At 72.4% G+C, this 16,937-nt stretch carries 15 protein-coding genes, 1 pseudogene and 1 riboswitch; of the genes and pseudogenes, 9 read left to right on the top strand and 7 right to left on the bottom strand.

What is annotated here, in order from left to right:
* Positions 1-285: 285 nt before the first annotated feature.
* Together LN251_RS00855 and LN251_RS00850 are read left to right on the top strand one after the other, a co-directional pair.
* Positions 286-1,752: an amino acid permease gene (locus LN251_RS00855; RefSeq protein ID WP_458242652.1), complete on the top strand. Its 1,467-nt coding sequence runs from the start codon at positions 286-288 to the stop codon at positions 1,750-1,752.
* A 10-nt stretch (positions 1,753-1,762) separates the two neighbouring features.
* Positions 1,763-2,215 (top strand): Lrp/AsnC family transcriptional regulator, encoded by a 453-nt coding sequence (locus LN251_RS00850; protein WP_058926532.1) that lies wholly within the window; start codon positions 1,763-1,765, stop codon positions 2,213-2,215.
* Here the strand turns inward: LN251_RS00850 and LN251_RS00845 are convergent.
* Positions 2,204-2,665: a hypothetical protein gene (locus tag LN251_RS00845; protein WP_458242651.1), complete on the bottom strand. Its 462-nt coding sequence runs from the start codon at positions 2,663-2,665 to the stop codon at positions 2,204-2,206. The two genes, LN251_RS00850 and LN251_RS00845, sit on opposite strands and share 12 nt — an antisense overlap.
* A gap of 151 nt (positions 2,666-2,816) precedes the next feature.
* Between LN251_RS00845 and LN251_RS00840 the strand changes: the two genes are divergently transcribed.
* The 3 genes from LN251_RS00840 (at position 2,817) to LN251_RS00830 (ending at position 6,687) form a co-directional block, all read left to right on the top strand.
* Positions 2,817-4,043, top strand: a complete 1,227-nt coding sequence (locus LN251_RS00840; protein ID WP_458242650.1) for an MFS transporter — start codon at positions 2,817-2,819, stop codon at positions 4,041-4,043.
* Positions 4,044-4,144: 101 nt separating this feature from the next.
* A complete protein-coding gene (locus LN251_RS00835; RefSeq protein WP_458242649.1) occupies positions 4,145-4,933 on the top strand; it encodes a carbon-nitrogen hydrolase family protein in 789 nt (262 codons plus the stop codon).
* 50 nt (positions 4,934-4,983) lie between these two features.
* Positions 4,984-6,687 (top strand): flavin monoamine oxidase family protein, encoded by a 1,704-nt coding sequence (locus LN251_RS00830; RefSeq protein ID WP_458242648.1) that lies wholly within the window; start codon positions 4,984-4,986, stop codon positions 6,685-6,687.
* A 12-nt stretch (positions 6,688-6,699) separates the two neighbouring features.
* Here LN251_RS00830 and LN251_RS00825 read toward each other — a convergent pair whose 3' ends face one another.
* Together LN251_RS00825 and LN251_RS00820 are read right to left on the bottom strand one after the other, a co-directional pair.
* A complete protein-coding gene (locus LN251_RS00825) occupies positions 6,700-7,632 on the bottom strand; it encodes an LLM class F420-dependent oxidoreductase (protein ID WP_458242647.1) in 933 nt (310 codons plus the stop codon).
* Between the two features lie 34 nt (positions 7,633-7,666).
* The gene (locus tag LN251_RS00820) at positions 7,667-8,353 is read right to left on the bottom strand and encodes a DUF5995 family protein (RefSeq protein WP_458242646.1); all 687 of its coding nucleotides are present in this window, start codon (positions 8,351-8,353) and stop codon (positions 7,667-7,669) included.
* A gap of 169 nt (positions 8,354-8,522) precedes the next feature.
* Here LN251_RS00820 and LN251_RS00815 point away from each other — a divergent pair, with 169 nt between their 5' ends.
* Positions 8,523-9,647 (top strand): glycoside hydrolase family 6 protein, encoded by a 1,125-nt coding sequence (locus LN251_RS00815; protein WP_458243238.1) that lies wholly within the window; start codon positions 8,523-8,525, stop codon positions 9,645-9,647.
* On the opposite strand, the gene LN251_RS00810 is transcribed toward LN251_RS00815, so the two are convergent.
* Complete coding sequence (locus LN251_RS00810) at positions 9,626-11,005, bottom strand: uracil-xanthine permease family protein (RefSeq protein ID WP_458242645.1); 1,380 nt, start codon at positions 11,003-11,005, stop codon at positions 9,626-9,628. The two genes, LN251_RS00815 and LN251_RS00810, sit on opposite strands and share 22 nt — an antisense overlap.
* A 137-nt stretch (positions 11,006-11,142) precedes the next feature.
* On the opposite strand from LN251_RS00810, the pseudogene LN251_RS00805 reads away from it, so the two are divergent.
* Both LN251_RS00805 and LN251_RS00800 read left to right on the top strand, forming a co-directional pair.
* Positions 11,143-11,589 (top strand): annotated as a pseudogene (locus LN251_RS00805) (alginate lyase family protein); the annotation flags it as partial.
* Positions 11,590-11,707: 118 nt separating this feature from the next.
* The gene (locus tag LN251_RS00800; protein ID WP_058926541.1) at positions 11,708-12,166 is read left to right on the top strand and encodes an acyl-CoA thioesterase; all 459 of its coding nucleotides are present in this window, start codon (positions 11,708-11,710) and stop codon (positions 12,164-12,166) included.
* Here LN251_RS00800 and LN251_RS00795 read toward each other — a convergent pair.
* Entirely contained in the window at positions 12,126-13,340 is a 1,215-nt protein-coding gene (locus LN251_RS00795; protein WP_458242644.1) for an MFS transporter, read from the bottom strand. The two genes, LN251_RS00800 and LN251_RS00795, sit on opposite strands and share 41 nt — an antisense overlap.
* Positions 13,341-13,484: 144 nt before the next feature.
* On the opposite strand from LN251_RS00795, the gene LN251_RS00790 reads away from it, so the two are divergent.
* Positions 13,485-14,726 (top strand): ROK family transcriptional regulator, encoded by a 1,242-nt coding sequence (locus tag LN251_RS00790; protein WP_458242643.1) that lies wholly within the window; start codon positions 13,485-13,487, stop codon positions 14,724-14,726.
* A gap of 13 nt (positions 14,727-14,739) precedes the next feature.
* On the opposite strand, the gene LN251_RS00785 is transcribed toward LN251_RS00790, so the two are convergent.
* A complete protein-coding gene (locus LN251_RS00785; protein WP_458242642.1) occupies positions 14,740-15,480 on the bottom strand; it encodes an SDR family oxidoreductase in 741 nt (246 codons plus the stop codon).
* Positions 15,481-15,569: 89 nt separating this feature from the next.
* Entirely contained in the window at positions 15,570-16,457 is an 888-nt protein-coding gene (locus tag LN251_RS00780; protein ID WP_458242641.1) for an RNA polymerase sigma-70 factor, read from the bottom strand.
* A 230-nt stretch (positions 16,458-16,687) separates the two neighbouring features.
* Positions 16,688-16,818: riboswitch (FMN riboswitch) on the top strand.
* The last annotated feature ends 119 nt before the right edge of the window (positions 16,819-16,937 follow it).

Raw genomic sequence — 16,937 nt, 5'->3', positions numbered from 1 at the left:
CGGTTCGTGGCCGGTCGCGCAGTTCCCCGCGCCCCCGGGGGCGTCGTGGCGCCCGCCCGTGACACGTTCCGGCGGCACCGGTGCAACGAACCCCCATCCCCCTTCCGATGAACGCAACGATCTTGCGTGGATGCGCAAGGTTGCTGCATTTCGCCTGCGAAGGCCCGGCCCGTAGGGTCATGCGCTGTACCTGGCGTGGCACGGACCCCGCTCGACGGGTCCCTGCTCGCGCGGGGACGCCTGACGGTCCCGCCGCGCCGACCGCAGCGACGAAGGAGTCAGCGCGTGCTCGACCAAGGCGCACCCCCGCACAGCAGTACCACCGAAGCCCCGCCGTCCCCGGGCCTCGGCGCGCGCCTCATGCGTCGCAAGCCGGTGGAACGCCTGGTCGCGGAGGGCGGTCAGGGCGAAGGCGGCAGTCTGCGCCGGTCCCTCGGGCTCTGGCAGCTCACCATGATCAGCATCGGTGCCACCCTGGGCACCGGCATCTTCGTGGTCCTCGGCGAGGCCGTCCCCAAGGCCGGCCCGGCCGTCACCCTCTCCTTCGTCATCGCCGGTCTCACCGCGCTGTTCTCGGCCCTGTCCTACGCCGAACTGGCAGGCACCATCCCCGTCTCCGGCTCCTCGTACTCGTACGCATACGCAACGATGGGCGAGCTGATCGCCTGGATCTGCGGCTGGTGCCTGGTCCTGGAGTACGGCGTGTCCGTGGCGGCCGTCGCCGTCGGCTGGGGCGAGTACCTCAACGAACTCCTCGACGGCACCATCGGCGTCACCATCCCCGACGCCCTGTCCGCGCCCCCCGGCGACGGCGGCGTCTTCAACCTGCCCGCGCTGATCGTCGTCCTGCTCGCCATGGCCTTCCTGCTCGGCGGCGCCCGCGAGTCGGCCCGCGCCAACACGATCATGGTGTGCGTGAAGATCGCCGCGCTGGTGCTGTTCTGCGCCATCGGCATCCAGGGCTTCCGCTCCGGGAACTACGCGCACTTCATGCCGCTGGGCATGGCCGGTGTGAGCGCCGCCGGGGCCACGCTGTTCTTCTCCTACATCGGCTTCGACGCCGCCTCCACCGCCGGTGAGGAGGCCAAGGACGCCCAGCGCGACCTGCCCCGCGCCATCATGCTGTCGCTGGTCATCGTCACCGCGTTGTACGTCCTCGTCGCCGCCGTCGCCGTCGGCGCCAAGCCCTGGCGGCGGTTCAACGACTCCGAGGCCGCGCTCGCCCAGATCATGCGCGACGTCACCGGGCAGAACTTCTGGGGCACCCTGCTCGCCGCCTGCGCCGTCATCGCCATCGCCAGCGTCGTGCTGACCGTCCTCTACGGCCAGACCCGCATCCTCTTCGCGATGTCCCGCGACGGCCTGGTGCCCAAGGTGTTCGCCAAGGTCCACCCCAAGACCGGCACCCCCCGCGCCAACACCGTGATCGTCTCCCTGTTCTGCGGTGTCCTCGCCGCCGCGATCCCGCTCGGCCAGCTCGCCGACGCCACCAGCATCGGCACCCTGTTCGCCTTCGCCCTGGTCAACATCGCCGTCGTGGTGCTGCGCCGCACCCGCCCGCACATGAACCGCACCTTCCGCGTCCCGCTCTCGCCCGTCCTGCCCGCGCTCGGCTTCGGCTTCTGCGTGTGGATGATGGGCAGCCTGTCCGCCGTCACCTGGGTGGTCTTCGGTGTCTGGATGGCCGTCGGGCTCGTGTTCTACTTCGGGTACGGCCACCGCCGCTCCCGACTCGCAACGCCTGAAAGCTGAACGACCCACCGTGCTGAACGATCTCGACGAACGCATCGTGCACGCCCTCGCCGAGGACGCCCGCCGCTCCTTCGCGGACATCGGGCAACTGGTCGGCCTGTCCGCGCCCGCCGTCAAGCGGCGCGTGGACCGGCTGCGCGCCACCGGGGCCATCACCGGCTTCACCGTCCGCGTCGACCCCTCGGCCCTCGGCTGGGAGACCGAGGGGTTCGTCGAGATCTACTGCCGGCACAACACCTCGCCGGAGACCATCCGGCGCGGACTGGAGCGCTACCAGGAGGTCGTGGCCGCGTCGACCGTCACCGGCGACGCGGACGCGATCGTCCAGGTCTTCGCCTCCGACATGCGGCACTTCGAGCGGGTGCTGGAGCGGATCGCCGGGGAGCCCTTCGTGGAGCGCACCAAGTCCGTCCTGGTGCTGTCGCCGCTGCTGCGCCGCTTCTCGTCCGGCTCACCCACCTGACGCCTCGGCACGGCGCCGGACCGTCGCCAGCAGGCGTCCGGTCAGCAGCGCGTGCGCGCCCGTGCCGATGACCAGCCGCCGGTAGAGGGCACCGCCGGGCCCGGGGAACCGGGCCCGGGTCTCGGCCCGCAGCCGGGTGCGCCCGCTCCCGGCCGCCTCCAGACGGAAGAGCAGGGCGTACGTCGAGAAGTGGTGCCGGCCGACGAGCACCAGCTCCCGTCCCGGGACCGCGTCGGTCACCCGGAACCCGGGAAACGCCGACCCCGGGGCGAGGGGCCGGGGCCCGGACGCCGTCCGGTCGGCGACGCCGACGAGACGGGCGTAGCGAGCGGAGCGCGGTCGTGCGAAGGACCGCTCCAGGGTCTCGCCGAGCGCGTGCCAGACGGCACCGTCCTCGGCCGCGACCACCGTCGCGTGCTCGTCGATCCTCGGCAACTCCTCGATGTTCACCGCATCCTCCGCATTCTCGCTGGGCGTAGCGCCCGGAACTCTCTAGCATCGGTCGCATGACCTGGCGACATTGATCCACCGACCGGGCCTCCCGAGGGCCGCCTCGGACGCCGTACCCACGACGTCCGAACCGCCCCTCAGGGAAGGCCACATGACACTCTCCTCCACCCGTCCGCCCGCGACAGCTGTCCGCCGGCTGACAACCACCCTGTACGGCTACTCGTTCCTGGACGAGTGCGTGCTGCTCTACCCGGTGTACACGCTGCTGTTCAGCGACACCGGGCTGTCCGTCTGGCAGATCTCCTCCCTGTTCGCCCTGTGGTCGCTCACCGGCGTGCTGCTGGAGGTGCCCTCCGGCGCCTGGGCCGACGCCGTCTCGCGGCGGCTGCTGCTCCGGCTGGGCCCGCTGCTGACCGCCGTCGGCTTCGCGCTGTGGGTGCTCGTGCCCTCGTACTGGGCCTTCGCCGTGGGCTTCGTGCTGTGGGGCGCGCGCGGAGCATTCGTCTCCGGGGCACTGGAGGCCCTGGTGTACGAGGAGCTGGAGCGGCTCGGTGCGGCCGAGCGGTACGCCCGTCTCATGGGCCGGTCCCGGGCGGTGGGCCTGGTCGCGGTCATGACGGCGATGGGGCTCGCCGGGCCCGTCCTCGCCCGGGGCGGCTACGGCGCCGTCGGCGCGGCGAGCGTGCTGGCCTGCGTGGCGTCCGCAGTGACGGCGGCCGCGTTCCCCGAGCACCGGTCCGCCGCCGCGCACGACGGCGGGAGCGGGGCCGCGACCCTGAGGGCCGGACTCACGCGTATCCGGCGCGAGCCCTCGGTGCGCGGGGCGATCCTGCTCGTCCCGGCCGTGGCCGCCGTGTGGGGCGCGCTGGACGAGTACACGCCGCTGCTGGTGCGGGAGACCGGGGTGCCCGACGCCCGGGTGCCCTACCTGCTCCTGCTGATCTGGGCGGGCGCCACGGCCGGCAGCCTCCTCGCCGGCCGCTTCGAACGCCTGGGGACCAGGGGGCTGGCCCGGCCCCTCGGGGTGGCCGCGATCGCCCTCGCCGCGGGTGCGGTGGCCGGGACACCGCTCGCCCTCGGGCTGGTGGCCGTCGCCTTCGGCGGCTTCCAGCTCGCGACCGTCCTCGCCGACGTCCGCCTCCAGCGGCGTCTCGACGACACCGGCCGCGCCACCCTCACCTCGGTCGCGGGTCTGGGCACGGAGCTGGTCACGGTCGCGGTGTACGCCGGATACGCGGCGATCGCGTCCAGGGCCGCCCACAGCACGGCCTTCGTGCTGTTCTCGCTGCCGTATGGACTGACGGCGCTCGTCCTGGCGTTCCGTGCCCGCGCGGGGGCGCGCAACGAATCGCCGCGTCAGGGCTGTCGTACGCAATGAACCGCTCACCGGCGCGCAACGGCTCCTTCTTGCTGGTCGCGGCCCGCCGACCGTACCTTCTAAATGGCCCTTACACCCCTGCGCACCGTCGAGGAACACGCATGCGTACCGCCCTGCTCCAGAGCTCCGGCCGCCCCGGATCCGTCGCCGAGAACCTCAAGGTCCTCGACGCGGCCGCGAGCCGTGCCGCCGCCGGGGGCGCCGCGCTGCTGGCCGCGCCGGAGATGTTCCTCACCGGGTACGCGATCGGCGACGACATCGCCCGTCTCGCCGAGCCCGCCGACGGGGACTCCGCGGACGCGGTCGCCGACATCTCCGGGCGGCACGGGCTCGCGATCGCCTACGGATACCCGGAGCGCGACGGCGAGACGGTGTTCAACTCCGCGCAGCTGATCTCCGCCGACGGCACGCGGCTCGCGAACTACCGCAAGACCCACCTCTTCGGCGCCGCCGAGCGCGAGCACTTCACCCCGGGCGAGCAGTCCCTCGTCCAGGCCCGGCTCGGCGGCCTCACCGTCGGCCTCATGATCTGCTACGACGTCGAGTTCCCCGAGAACGCCCGCGCCCACGCCCTGGCCGGCACCGACCTGCTCGTGGTGCCGACGGCGAACATGCACCCGTTCCAGTTCGTCGCCGAGTCGATGGTTCCGGTGCGGGCCTGGGAGAACCAGATGTACGTCGCCTACGTCAACCGGGTCGGCGCCGAGGGCGAGTTCGAGTTCTTCGGGCTGTCCGCCCTCGCCGGGCCCGACGGCATCGCCCGCACCCGTGCCGGCCGCGGTGAGGAACTGGTCGTCGCCGACGTCGACCCCGCCTTCCTCGCCGCCTCCCGCGAGGCGAACCCGTACCTGAAGGACCGCCGCCCCGGTCTGTACCGGTCGCTCGTCTGAACACCCTCTTCCAGCCCTCACCAGCAGTTCTCGCAAGGAGTCCGTACCCCATGACGTCCACCGTGCCCAACGCCGTCGAGCATGCGGACGAGCAGCAGCTGCCGCCGATCACCATGTTCGGTCCGGACTTCCCCTACGCCTACGACGACTTCCTCGCCCACCCGGCGGGCCTCGGCCAGATACCGGCGACCGAGCACGGCACCGAGATCGCGGTGATCGGCGGCGGGCTCTCCGGCATCGTGGCCGCGTACGAGCTGATGAAGATGGGCCTGAAGCCGGTCGTCTACGAGGCCGATCAGATCGGCGGCCGGCTGCGCACCGTCGGCTTCGACGGCCCCAGCACCGAGGGCCTGACCGCCGAGATGGGCGCGATGCGCTTCCCGCCCTCCTCCACCGCCCTCCAGCACTACATCGACCTCGTCGACCTGGAGACCCGGCCCTTCCCCAACCCCCTTGCCGAGGTGACCCCTTCGACGGTCGTCGACCTCAAGGGCGAGTCGCACTACGCCGAGACGATCGACGACCTGCCGCAGGTCTACCGCGATGTCGCCGACGCCTGGAACAAGTGCCTCGAAGAGGGCGCCGACTTCTCCGACATGAACCGCGCGCTGCGCGAGCGGGACGTGCCGCGCATCCGCGAGATCTGGGGCCGGCTCGTCGAGAAGCTCGACAACCAGACCTTCTACGGCTTCCTCTGCGACTCCGAGGCCTTCAAGTCCTTCCGGCACCGCGAGATCTTCGGCCAGGTCGGCTTCGGCACCGGCGGCTGGGACACCGACTTCCCCAACTCCATCCTGGAGATCCTGCGGGTCGTCTACACCGAGGCCGACGACCACCACCGCGGGATCGTCGGCGGCTCCCAGCAGCTGCCGCTGAGGCTGTGGGACCGCGCGCCCGGCAAGATCGTCCACTGGGCCCAGGGCACCTCGCTGGCGACCCTGCACGTGAACGGCGAGCCCCGCCCGGCCGTCACCCGCCTGCATCGCGCGGCCGGCAACCGGATCACCGTCACCGACGCGGCCGGCGACATCCGCACCTACAAGGCGGCCGTCTTCACCGCCCAGTCCTGGATGCTGCTGTCGAAGATCGCCTGCGACGACTCGCTCTTCCCGATCGACCACTGGACCGCCGTCGAGCGCACCCACTACATGGAGTCCAGCAAGCTCTTCGTGCCCGTCGACCGGCCGTTCTGGCTGGACAAGGACGAGGAGACCGGCCGGGACGTCATGTCGATGACCCTCACCGACCGCATGACGCGCGGTACCTACCTGCTGGACGACGGTCCGGACAAGCCGGCCGTGATCTGTCTGTCGTACACCTGGTGCGACGACAGCCTGAAGTGGCTGCCGCTGTCCGCGAACGAGCGGATGGAGGTCATGCTGAAGTCGCTCGGTGAGATCTATCCCAAGGTCGACATCAGGAAGCACATCATCGGCAACCCGGTGACCGTCTCCTGGGAGAACGAGCCGTACTTCATGGGCGCGTTCAAGGCCAACCTGCCCGGCCACTACCGCTATCAGCGGCGCCTGTTCACGCACTTCATGCAGGACCGGCTGCCCGAGGAGAAGCGGGGCATCTTCCTCGCCGGCGACGACATCTCCTGGACGGCCGGCTGGGCCGAGGGCGCCGTCCAGACCGCGCTGAACGCGGTCTGGGGCGTCATGCATCACCTCGGCGGCTCGACCGACCCGTCCAACCCGGGCCCGGGCGACCTCTACGACGAGATCGCCCCGGTCGAACTGCCCGAGGACTAGCGGCAGCCGGCGTCAGATCCCGGCCGCGCGGACCGCTTCGTGGATCTCGGCGGCCACGTCCTTGAGCTCCTCGGCGTCCCGGGCGCTGCCCTGGAGTTCGAAGAAGAACGCGTCGAGGCCGGTGCCGTCGACGTGGGCCGCGAGGTCCTCGACGATCTGCGCGGTGCTGCCCTGGAAGGGGGAGCGGTCCGCGCCGTCGTACGCCTTCGGGGAGTGCCGGGCGTTGATCCGCACCACCGTCTCGATCGGCTCGGTGCGGCCGCGCTCGGCCGCCAGGTCCCGCAACTGCCGCCACTGCGCGGCCAGTTGCTCGACGCCCATGGCGATGGGCATCCAGCCGTCGGCGCGGTCGACGAGCCGGGTCATCGCCTTCTTGCTGTTGGTGGGCAGCAGGATGGGGATCGGCCGGGCGGGCTTGGGCGCCACCACGGCGGAGGCGATCTTCGTGATCCGGCCCTCGTACGTCACCGGGTCCGGGCCCCACACCGCCCGGCAGACGCCGATGATCTCGTCCAGGACCCGGCCCCGCTCCTCGAACGGCGCCACGCCGGCTGCGGCGTACTCGTCGAGGGACCAGCCCGTGCCGAGGCCCGCCAGCACCCGGCCGCCGCTCGCCGCGTCGAGCGTCGCGAGGGACTTGGCCAGCTGGAAGGGGTTGTGCAGCGGCGCGACCAGGATGCTCGTGCCGAGCCGGGCCCGCTCGGTCGACGCGGCCGCCAGGGTCAGCGTCACCAGGGGGTCGGGCACTCCGCGGTACATGTCGGGCCACGCCAGCCCCTCGATGCCGTACAGGCCCTGGGTCGCCGGCTCGGGGAACAGGGCCCGCTCGTAGACCCACAGGCTCTCGTAACCGATCCGTTCGGCGGCGCGGGCCACGTCGGGCACGTCCCGTCCGATGTCGTACTGCCGCGCTTGGGGAACGCTCAGTCCCAGCCGGATGCCCATGCGTACGCTCCTTTGCGTCGGTACAACGGTCAACTTAATCGGGGAGCGGCGTCAGCAACATGCGGCCCGCGAAGCCGACGGCCGTATCCAGCCGTTCGGTGAACTCCTCGGCCACGTCGGGCAGCCGGCGCAGTGCCCACAGGGCCCGCGCGGCCGTCCAGGTGGCCTCCCGGGCCCGCTCCAGGCTCCACGACCCCAGCAGATGAGTGAGCGGGTCGGCGACCTGGAGGAGGTCGGGGCCCGGCATCAGCTCTTCGCGGATGCGCTCCTCCAGCGAGACGAGGAGGTCGCCCACGCGGTCGAACTCGTCCTCCAGATCGGCCGGTTCGCAGCGCAGGCTACGACAGCTGTCCACCACGGCGAGCGCCAGGTCGTGCCCGATGTGCGCGTTGATGCCCGCCAGCGCGAACTGCAGCGGACGTACCCCGGGATGCCGGCGGAACTGGAACAGGGGCCGCCAGCAGGCGGGCGGACGCCGCCCGTCGGACACCGTGTCGACGGCGGCGAGATAGTGCTCCGCGAACCGCACGTCCAGGGTGATCGCCGCCCGGGCGTCCGGGAAGCGGCCGGCGTCGATCCGGCGGTCGACGGCCTCGGTGACGGCGAGGTAGACACGGTTGAACACCGCGATCCCGTCCCGCTCCGGCAGGGCCGCGTCGAGGGCGCGCATACGCGAGACCACCGCGTCCACGGTCGGGTCGAACTGTTGCAGTTGCGGCATGGGGGAAGGGTCCCAGGCCTACGCTGACCGCAGTGGCGGCGGGCCCGAGGCTTCCCCGAAACGGGGGAACGCCCCGCCGTGGGGGAGGGGGAGCGACGCGGTGTCAGGCTTACGCGCGCAGCGTCTGGCCGCCCGCCGGGCCCGGCGCGCCCGCGCCCGGCGCGCCGCGATGGTCGCGGCGGCCTCGGCGGTGGTCGCCGTGGCGACGGTGACCGGAGCGATCTCCGCCCTCGACGACGGCCGCGGCGCCGAGGCCGCCCAGCCCGCGGCGACCGTTTCGCCGCACCTCGACCGGCGGACGGCGGCACCCTCCCCGTCCGCCGCCACCCCGTCCCCCTCGCCGACCCCGACCTCGCCCGTGTCCTCACCGGGCCGGACCGCCTCCGCGCCCACGGCGTCCAAGAAGAAGCAGCGTTCCCCGGCCGTCTCCGCCCCTCTCTACCGCCATCCCGACTCCCACGTCCTCGACTGGGTCCGCGCCCACCCGGCCGACCCGCGTACGCCGGTCATCGCCTCCCGGATCGCCGACCGGCCCGCCGCGGTGTGGTTCACCGACCCCTCGCCGTCGGCCATCGCCTCCCAGGTCCGCGCGGTCACCTCGGGCGCCGCCGCGCAGCGCCGGGTGCCGGTGCTCGTGGCGTACGCGGTCCCGGACCGCGACTGCGGCGGGGCCTCCCGGGGCGGGGTGCCGGATCTCGCCGCCTACGACGGCTGGATCGACGCGTTCGCCTCGGGCCTCGGCTCCGGCGAGGTCGTCGTCGTGCTGGAGCCCGACTCCCTCGCCCAGGCCGGCTGCCTGTCCGCCGACCGGCGTGCCGCGCGCCTCGCGTCGCTGGCCCGCGCCGGCCGCGTCCTGAAGTCCGCCGACCCCGAGGCCCGGGTCTACTACGACGCCGGCCACTCGGGCTGGCACCCCGCCGAGGCGCAGGCGGCCCTGCTCCGGCAGGCGGGCGCCGCATCGCCGGCCTCCTCCGACGGGATCTTCAGCAACGTCTCCAACTTCCGTCCGACCTCGGACGAGATCAACTACGACCGCCGGGTCCTGGACGCCCTCGGCGGCCCCGCGCGCCTCGGCGCCGTCATCGACACCAGCCGCAACGGCAACGGCGCCCCGGCCGACGGCTCCTGGTGCGATCCGGCCGGCCGCAGACTCGGGCAGGCGCCGACGCTGCGCACCGGGCAGGCGCGGATCGACGCCTACCTGTGGGTGAAGCTGCCGGGGGAGTCGGACGGGTGCAAGGGGGCGCCGGGGACGTTCAGCCCGTCGTACGCCTACGCCTTGGCCTCGTCGTAGGAGGAGGTGCCCTCGTCGAGCAGCGGCTCCTGCCGCTTGAGGTGGGCGGGGGCCACGGCACGCAGCGCGTGGTAGCCGGTGATGACGACGATCGTCCCCAGCGCGATGCCGCTGAGGGAGAAGTGGTCGGAGAACTTCATGGTGACGTCGCCGACGCCGATGATGATGCCCGCGGCGGCCGGGACCAGGTTGAGCGGATTGCGTAGGTCCACCCGGGCGTTGGTCCAGATCTGCGCGCCGAGCAGGCCGATCATGCCGTACAGGATGACGGTGATGCCACCGAGGACGCCGCCCGGGATGGCGGCGACGACCGCGCCGAACTTCGGGCACAGGCCGAACAGCAGGGCGAAGCCGGCGGCGGCCCAGTAGGCGGCGGTGGAGTAGACGCGGGTCGCGGCCATCACGCCGATGTTCTCGGAGTACGTGGTGTTGGGCGGGCCGCCGAGCGCGGTGGACAGCATGGAGCCGACGCCGTCGGCCGAGATCGCCGTGCCGAGCCTGTCGTCGAGCGGGTCGCCGGTCATCTCGCCGACCGCCTTGACGTGGCCGGCGTTCTCCGCGACCAGGGCGATGACGACGGGGAGTGCGACGAGGACGGCCGACCACTGGAAGGTCGGCCCGTGGAAGGAGGGCAGGCCGATCCAGTCCGCCTTGCCGACGCCGGAGAGGTCCAGCCGCCAGTGGTCGGTGACCTTGCCGCTCGCGTCTGCCGAGTGGATGCGGCCGAAGACCCGGTCGAAGACCCACGAGATGCCGTACCCGAAGACCAGCCCCAGGAAGATCGCGATCCGTGACCAGAAGCCGCGCAGACCGACGACCGCCAGAGCGGTGAAGACCATGACCAGCAGCGCCGTCCACTGGTCCTGCGGCCAGTAGGTGGAGGCCGTCACGGGCGCCAGGTTGAAGCCGATCAGCATCACCACCGCGCCGGTGACGACCGGCGGCATCGCGGCGTGGATGATCCGCGCGCCGAAGCGCTGCACGGCGAGACCGACCAGGAAGAGCGCGAAGCCGACGACGAGGACCGCGCCGGTGACGGTGGCGCTCGTGCCGCCCTGCGCGCGGATCACGGCCGCCACGCCGACGAACGACAGCGAGCAGCCCAGGTAGCTCGGCACCCGGCCGCGCGTGGCCAGCAGGAAGATCACGGTGGCCACGCCCGACATCATGATCGCCAGGTTGGGGTCCAGGCCCATCAGCACCGGCGCCACGAAGGACGCGCCGAACATCGCGACGACGTGCTGGGCGCCGAGGCCGACCGTGCGGGGCCAGGAGAGCCGTTCGTCGGGGCGTACCACCGCTCCGGGCGCGGGCGACCGCCCGTCTCCGTGCAGTTTCCAGCGCACGCCGAGGTCCATGGTGAGGGTTCGCTTTCTTCGTACCTGAAGTCTTGTCCGGACCATTGTCACGGGTACCTCGGGCTCCTACGCTCGCACGGTCCTCCTCGTGAACAACGTTCAAGTTTCTGACCACTCCTCGTTGGATGGGAGTCCGGATGAGTGGAAGATCCCGCACGGCCGTGCTGTTCGCGACGGTGGTGACCCTTGCGGCCGCCCTGGCCCCCTCCGCGCACGCGAGCCCCAGGACGCCCGAGACCGTCGTCCTCGACGGCGCCCGACTCCAGCGGACGAAAGCCCTCCTCGACCACGGCGACCGGCAACTCCGCCGAGAACTGGCGGCGTTGACCTCCCGCGCCGACGACTGGCTGCACCAGGGCCCCTGGACGGTCGTCGACAAACCCCGGCCCGCCCCCGGCGGCGACCCCCACGACTACCTCAGCCAGGCCCCCTACTGGTGGCCCACCACCCCCACCGACGACAACCCCTGGGGCTGCCCGTAGGTCCAGAAGGACGGACAGCGCAATCCCGAGGTCGACTCCGGCACCGACCGCCAGGACGCCGAGAAGGTCTTCGACTCGACCTACGACCTCGCGCCGGCCTGGTGCCACCAGCTGGACTCGATCGCGGGCTGACCAGGCCCTTCCCGACCGGGACTCCTGAGCGTCCGCTTAGGATGGAGTGACCCCACCGCTTCACCCTTGACGTTCAGGAGTCCCACCCGTGACCGCCGAAGCCCCGATCGCCCCCGCCCTGTCGTACGGCCGGCTGATCCCCGTCACCGTCCACTTCGACGATCTTGACGCGCTCGGACTGCTGCACAACGCCCGCTACCCGCTGAAGGTCGAGCAGGCATGGACCGAGCTGTGGCAGGAGCACGGCATCCACTTCGAGGGGGACTGGGCAGCGGCCGGAGACGCCTGCAACGCGGTCAAGGAGCTGACCGTCAGCTACGAGGCGCCGGTGACCCGGCCCGGCGAGTACGCCGTCCACCTGTGGCTGGAACGGCTCGGCAACACTGGCCTGACCTACGGCTTCCGGTTCTGCTCGGCCGACGGGACCGCGACCTACGCGCGGGGCACCCGGGTCCTGGTCCGGCTGGACGCGGCCACGATGCGTCCCGCGCCGTGGAGCGAGACCTTCAGGGCCGCGGGTCGGGCACTGCTGCGGCCTGCGGACTGACCCCGGCACGCACCCCGCGCTCGCCCGTGCGCAGGACGCCCGCGAAGACGGCGAGCCCCGAGGCCAGGACGGTCACCAGCACGAAGGACACCACCAGGCTCGTCGCCTGGGCCACCCCGCCGATCAGACTGGGCGCGATCAGGCCGGAGGTGTAGGTGATGGTGGCGACACCCGCGATGGCCTGGCTCGGGTTCGGTCCGCTGTGCCCGGCCGCCGCGAAGCACAGCGGTACGACGAGGGCGATGCCCAGACCCAGCAGCGCGAAGCCCGTCATCGCCACCGCCGGATGACCGGCCAGGACGATCAGCACGCCGCCGAGCACCGCGAACGCCCCGCCCGCCCGGACCGTACGGACCGCGCCGAGCCGGTCGACCACCGCGTCGCCCACCAGCCGGGCCGCCGCCATGGTCAGCATGAACCCGGTCGTGCACGCGGCCGCCAGGCCGGCCGAGGTCTCCAGCTGGTCGCGCAGGAAGACCGCCGACCAGTCGAGGCTGGCGCCCTCGGCGAACACCGCACAGAACCCGACCGCGCCGATCAGCAGCGCGGACTTCGGCGGCAGCGCGAACCGCGGCGGCGGCTCCTCGTCCTCGGCGGGCTGCAGGTCGAGCACCCAGGAGCAGGCCAGTACGCCGAGGAAGGTGAGGATCGCCGCCGCCAGTGCGAAGTGCAGCCGCGCGTCCGCCCCCAGGTGCGCGGCGAGCGTGCCGCCCGCCGAGCCGATCAGGGCGCCCGCGCTCCACATGCCGTGCAGCCCGGACATGATCGACTTGTTCAGCCGGTGCTCGATCTCCACGCCCAGCGCGTTCATGGCCACGTCCGCCATGCCCGCGCTCGCGCCGTAGACGAACATCGCCAGGCACAGGGTGAGCATGTTCGGCGCGACGGACGGCAGGACGAGGGAGAGCGTCCACAGGGCGATCAGCCCGCGCAGGGCGTTACGGCTGCCGAAGCGGTGGCTGATCCGGCCGGCCAGCGGCATCGAGCAGGAGGCGCCGAACGCGGTGAAGGCGAGCGCGAAGCCCAGTTCGCCCGCGCTGAGATGCGCGTGCTCCTGGACCCACGGCACCCGGGTCGCGAACGAGCCGGTGACGGCGCCGTGCACGGCGAACACCGCGGCCACGGCGTACCGGGAGCGCCTCACCTCACGCAGGTCCTCTGCCACGTCGCTCATTCTCCGTCCCCTCCCGTTTCTTCCCGGACCTCACTCGCGCCGCGTAAACTATCAGGGTCCCTTCCTGATAGATAGAGGATTACTGGCCGAGCGGGGTCCCGAGCCCCACCCTCGCGGCCCCGCCGATCTGGAAGGATCCCCGGCATGCCCGCATCCCCCAGCACCGCCCGGGCCATCAACGACCGGCTCGCCCTGCGTCTGCTGCAGCAGGAAGGCCCGTTGACGGCGGGGCAGTTGAAACAGCTCACCGGACTGTCCCGGCCGACGGTCGCCGACCTCGTGGAGCGACTGACCGAGGCCGGTCTCATCGAGGTGGTCGGGGAGGCGGGGGAGCAGCGTCGCGGACCGAACGCCAAGCTGTACGGGATCGTGGCCGACCGCGCCCGACTGGCCGCGCTGGACGTGCGCACCGACGGCGTCACGGTGGTCGTCGCCGACCTGGTGGGGCGGGTGCTGGCCGAGGCGTCGGTGCCGATCGGCGCGGAGACCGGCACGGGCCCGGTGGTGGAGCAGGCGGTGGCGCTGGTCGAGCGCGTCGCGAAGGAGGCCGAGGCGAGCGGTGCGCCGCCGCACGCGGAGGTGCGCGGCTGGGGGAGCCTGCACACCGTGGGCATCGGCGCACCCGGCCTCATCGACCCGGCCACCGGCGAACTCCGCGACTCCTCGGGGCTGCCCGCCTGGCACCGCCGCCTGGTCGCCGCCCTCCAGGACCGGTTCCCCGAGGCCCACGTGAGCATCGACAACGAGGCCAACCTCGCGGCCCTCGCCGAACAGCGCGACGGCACGGCCCGCGACCGCGACACGTTCGTCCTGCTCTGGCTGAGCTACGGCACGGGCGCGGCGGTCGTGCTGGACGGCGCGCTGCGCCGGGGGGCCTCCGGCGGCACCGGGGAGATCGGCTTCCTGCCGGTCCCCGGCACCACCGCACTGCCGTCCGCGACGGACTGCGACGGCGGCTTCCACTCCCTGGCCGGCTCGGCGGCCATCACGGAACTGGCCCGCCGGCACGGCGTGAACGCGACGACGACGGGGGAGGAGCCGTCGGCCGCGGCGCTGGTCAGAGCGGCGGTCGAACAGGAGGCGGCGCGGGAGCGGGCGCCGAGCGGGGCGGGTCGTTTTCTCGACGACCTCGCCGACCGGCTCGCCGTGGGGGTGGCCTCCGTCGTGGCGATCCTCGATCCGGGGTGTGTCGTGCTGGGCGGTGAGGTGGGCCAGGCCGGCGGCCAGGAACTCGCCGCACGGGTGGAGGAACGCGTGCGGCGGATGTCGCCCCTGGTCACCGAGGTCCGGCCGAGCGCCCTGGGCGGTGGCGCCGTACTGCGCGGCGCCCTGCTCACCGCCCGGGACCGGGCCCAGGACGACCTGTTCGCGCCGGCGGAGCGGTGACCGGGGCGCCGGTCTACTCCTGCAGCCGCGCCAGGTAGTCCTCGAACGTCCCCTTGCCGACCGCGTGTTGCGAGGTCAGGTGGCCGCCCTCGCGGAAGGCGCGGTACGCCTTGCCGAACAGGGGGACCTGGAGCACGGCGCGACGGCGCCCGGTCGCCTTGAGGTAGGAGCGGGCCAGCGACTCCAGGGTGCGGATCTGCGGACCGCCCATGTCCTCGACCCGCCCGGCGGGCTCGCCCTGCGCCAACTCGGCCAGCCGGTACGCCACTTCGGCCACCTCGATCGGCTGGTCCGCCACCCTCGCGGGCAGCAGCAGCACCGGCAGCCTGGCCAGCGTCCGGAACAGCATCACGGGCAGGTCGTGGAACTGGGTCGCGCGCAGCACCGTCCAGCCGAGCCCCGACTCCTCGACCGCCTTCTCGACGGCGAGTTTGGCCCGGTAGTACGGGAAGGGCACCCGGTCGACGCCGACGATCGAGATGTAGACCAGATGGCGCACGCCCGCCCGCCGTGCCGCCGCGATCAGGTGCGCCGCTGCCTTCTCGTCTCCGCCGGTCTGCGTGGAGGCGCAGTGCACGATCGTGTCGACGCCGTCGACCGCCGCGTCCAGCCCGGCACCGCCCTCGCGCAGATCGACGGCGTACGGCGGGGTGCGCCGGCTGAGCACGCGCACCTCGTGGCCGTCCGCGCGCAGCCGCTCGGTGACGAGTCGGCCGAGGGTCCCCGTCCCGCCGGTCACCAGAATCGTGGTCATGCCGTCAGTCCCTTCGAACGAGGGCGCTCCCCGCTGGAGCGCCCCACGTCAGCTGAGACCGCGCGGCCCCGGCGAAATGTGACACGCCCTTACGGCCGCGCGAGCTGACGCCGTACGAAGTCCAGCTTGTCCGGGTTCACCACGACCCGCAGATGGGCGATCAGACCGTCGCGCACCTCGAACGCGACCACGCCGGCCAGCACGTCGCCCGCCCACGCCGCCAGCCCGTACTCGCCGTTGATCTCGGCCGGCGTGTACCGGAGCCCGGCCGCGAACCGCTCGGCGCCGCCCACCGCGAGCCGCGCGACCTTCTCGCGCCCCTCGACCGGCCGGCGGGCCGCGCTGATCTTGCCGCCGCCGTCGCTCGACCAGGTCACGTCCGCCGTGAGCAGCTTCTCCAGCCCGGCGAGATCCCCGTCGCGGGCCGCTCCGAGGAACGAGGCGACGAGCTCCGCCTGCCGCTCGGGCACCGGCTCGAACCGCGAGCGCTCCTCGCCGACCCGCCGCACCGCCCGCCGGTACAGCTGACGGCAGTTGGCTTCGGTCACCTCCAGCACCCCGGCGATCTCCCGGTGGCCGTAGCCGAAGGCCTCCCGCAGCACGTACACAGCCCGCTCCGTCGGCGTCAGCCGCTCCAGCAGGACCAGCAGCGCCATCGACACGGCCTCCCGCTGCTCGGCCGACTCCAGGGGGCCCAGCGTGCCGTCCGAGGTGACCACGGGCTCCGGCAGCCAGGGCCCGACATATCGCTCGCGCCGGGCCCGCGCCGATGTCAGGCGCGTGAGGCAGAGGTTGGTGACGACCTTGGCCAGCCAGGCCGCCGGATGCTCGATGCCCGCGCGATCGGCGCCGCTGAAGCGCAGATAGGCGTCCTGGACCGTGTCCTCGGCCTCCTCGGCCGAGCCCAGCATGCGGTAGGCCAGCCCGAACAGACGGGGGCGGTGGAGCTCGAACTCCTCGGCGATCGCGCTGCTCATGGCATCACCCTGCCAGAGCGTGCCGACCATGGCGTCGGGAGGCCCGGCGGCGGGCAAGGGCCGTCGTCACCGCCGCCGGACCGGTCTGTGAGATCCAAAAAGGACTAGACCATAGGGTCCATCAGGGGGACGGCAGTTGAGAAGGCCAGTGAAGGTGGCTGTGAGGCAACGCACACCCGTCACTCGTATGGACGTCGATCGGGCGTGGCACACTGGCCCTGTACCAGAAGCAGCGCACTCCGGGGTCGGTGAAATTCCGAACCGGCGGTTACAGTCCGCGACCCGGTCGCTTCCAGCGGCCGGTTGACCAGGTGGAATTCCTGGACCGACGGTTAAAGTCCGGATGGGAGGCAGTGCGCGGCGGGCGGGCATTCGTGCGCGCCGCCGTATGCGCTCATCCACGTGGATGAGTCTGTCCGGCGTCGCCCCCGGTGTCCTCGCTCGTACTCTGTCGTCTTCGACAGCCCCGGAGTCCGTGCC

This window comes from Streptomyces sp. MAI_2237, from assembly GCF_054189285.1.
Note: the sequence above shows the minus strand (reverse complement) of the source record. Positions and strands in the feature narration are given on the sequence as shown.

Coding starts and splice junctions, on each gene's coding strand:
- LN251_RS00785 (WP_458242642.1), bottom strand. CDS start 15,480: ATGACCACGATTCTGGTGACCGGCGGGACGGGGACCCTCGGCCGACTC.
- LN251_RS00780 (WP_458242641.1), bottom strand. CDS start 16,457: ATGAGCAGCGCGATCGCCGAGGAGTTCGAGCTCCACCGCCCCCGTCTG.
- LN251_RS00830 (WP_458242648.1), top strand. CDS start 4,984: ATGACGTCCACCGTGCCCAACGCCGTCGAGCATGCGGACGAGCAGCAG.
- LN251_RS00795 (WP_458242644.1), bottom strand. CDS start 13,340: ATGAGCGACGTGGCAGAGGACCTGCGTGAGGTGAGGCGCTCCCGGTAC.
- LN251_RS00825 (WP_458242647.1), bottom strand. CDS start 7,632: ATGGGCATCCGGCTGGGACTGAGCGTTCCCCAAGCGCGGCAGTACGAC.
- LN251_RS00815 (WP_458243238.1), top strand. CDS start 8,523: ATGGTCGCGGCGGCCTCGGCGGTGGTCGCCGTGGCGACGGTGACCGGA.
- LN251_RS00835 (WP_458242649.1), top strand. CDS start 4,145: ATGCGTACCGCCCTGCTCCAGAGCTCCGGCCGCCCCGGATCCGTCGCC.
- LN251_RS00810 (WP_458242645.1), bottom strand. CDS start 11,005: ATGGACCTCGGCGTGCGCTGGAAACTGCACGGAGACGGGCGGTCGCCC.
- LN251_RS00840 (WP_458242650.1), top strand. CDS start 2,817: ATGACACTCTCCTCCACCCGTCCGCCCGCGACAGCTGTCCGCCGGCTG.
- LN251_RS00790 (WP_458242643.1), top strand. CDS start 13,485: ATGCCCGCATCCCCCAGCACCGCCCGGGCCATCAACGACCGGCTCGCC.
- LN251_RS00820 (WP_458242646.1), bottom strand. CDS start 8,353: ATGCCGCAACTGCAACAGTTCGACCCGACCGTGGACGCGGTGGTCTCG.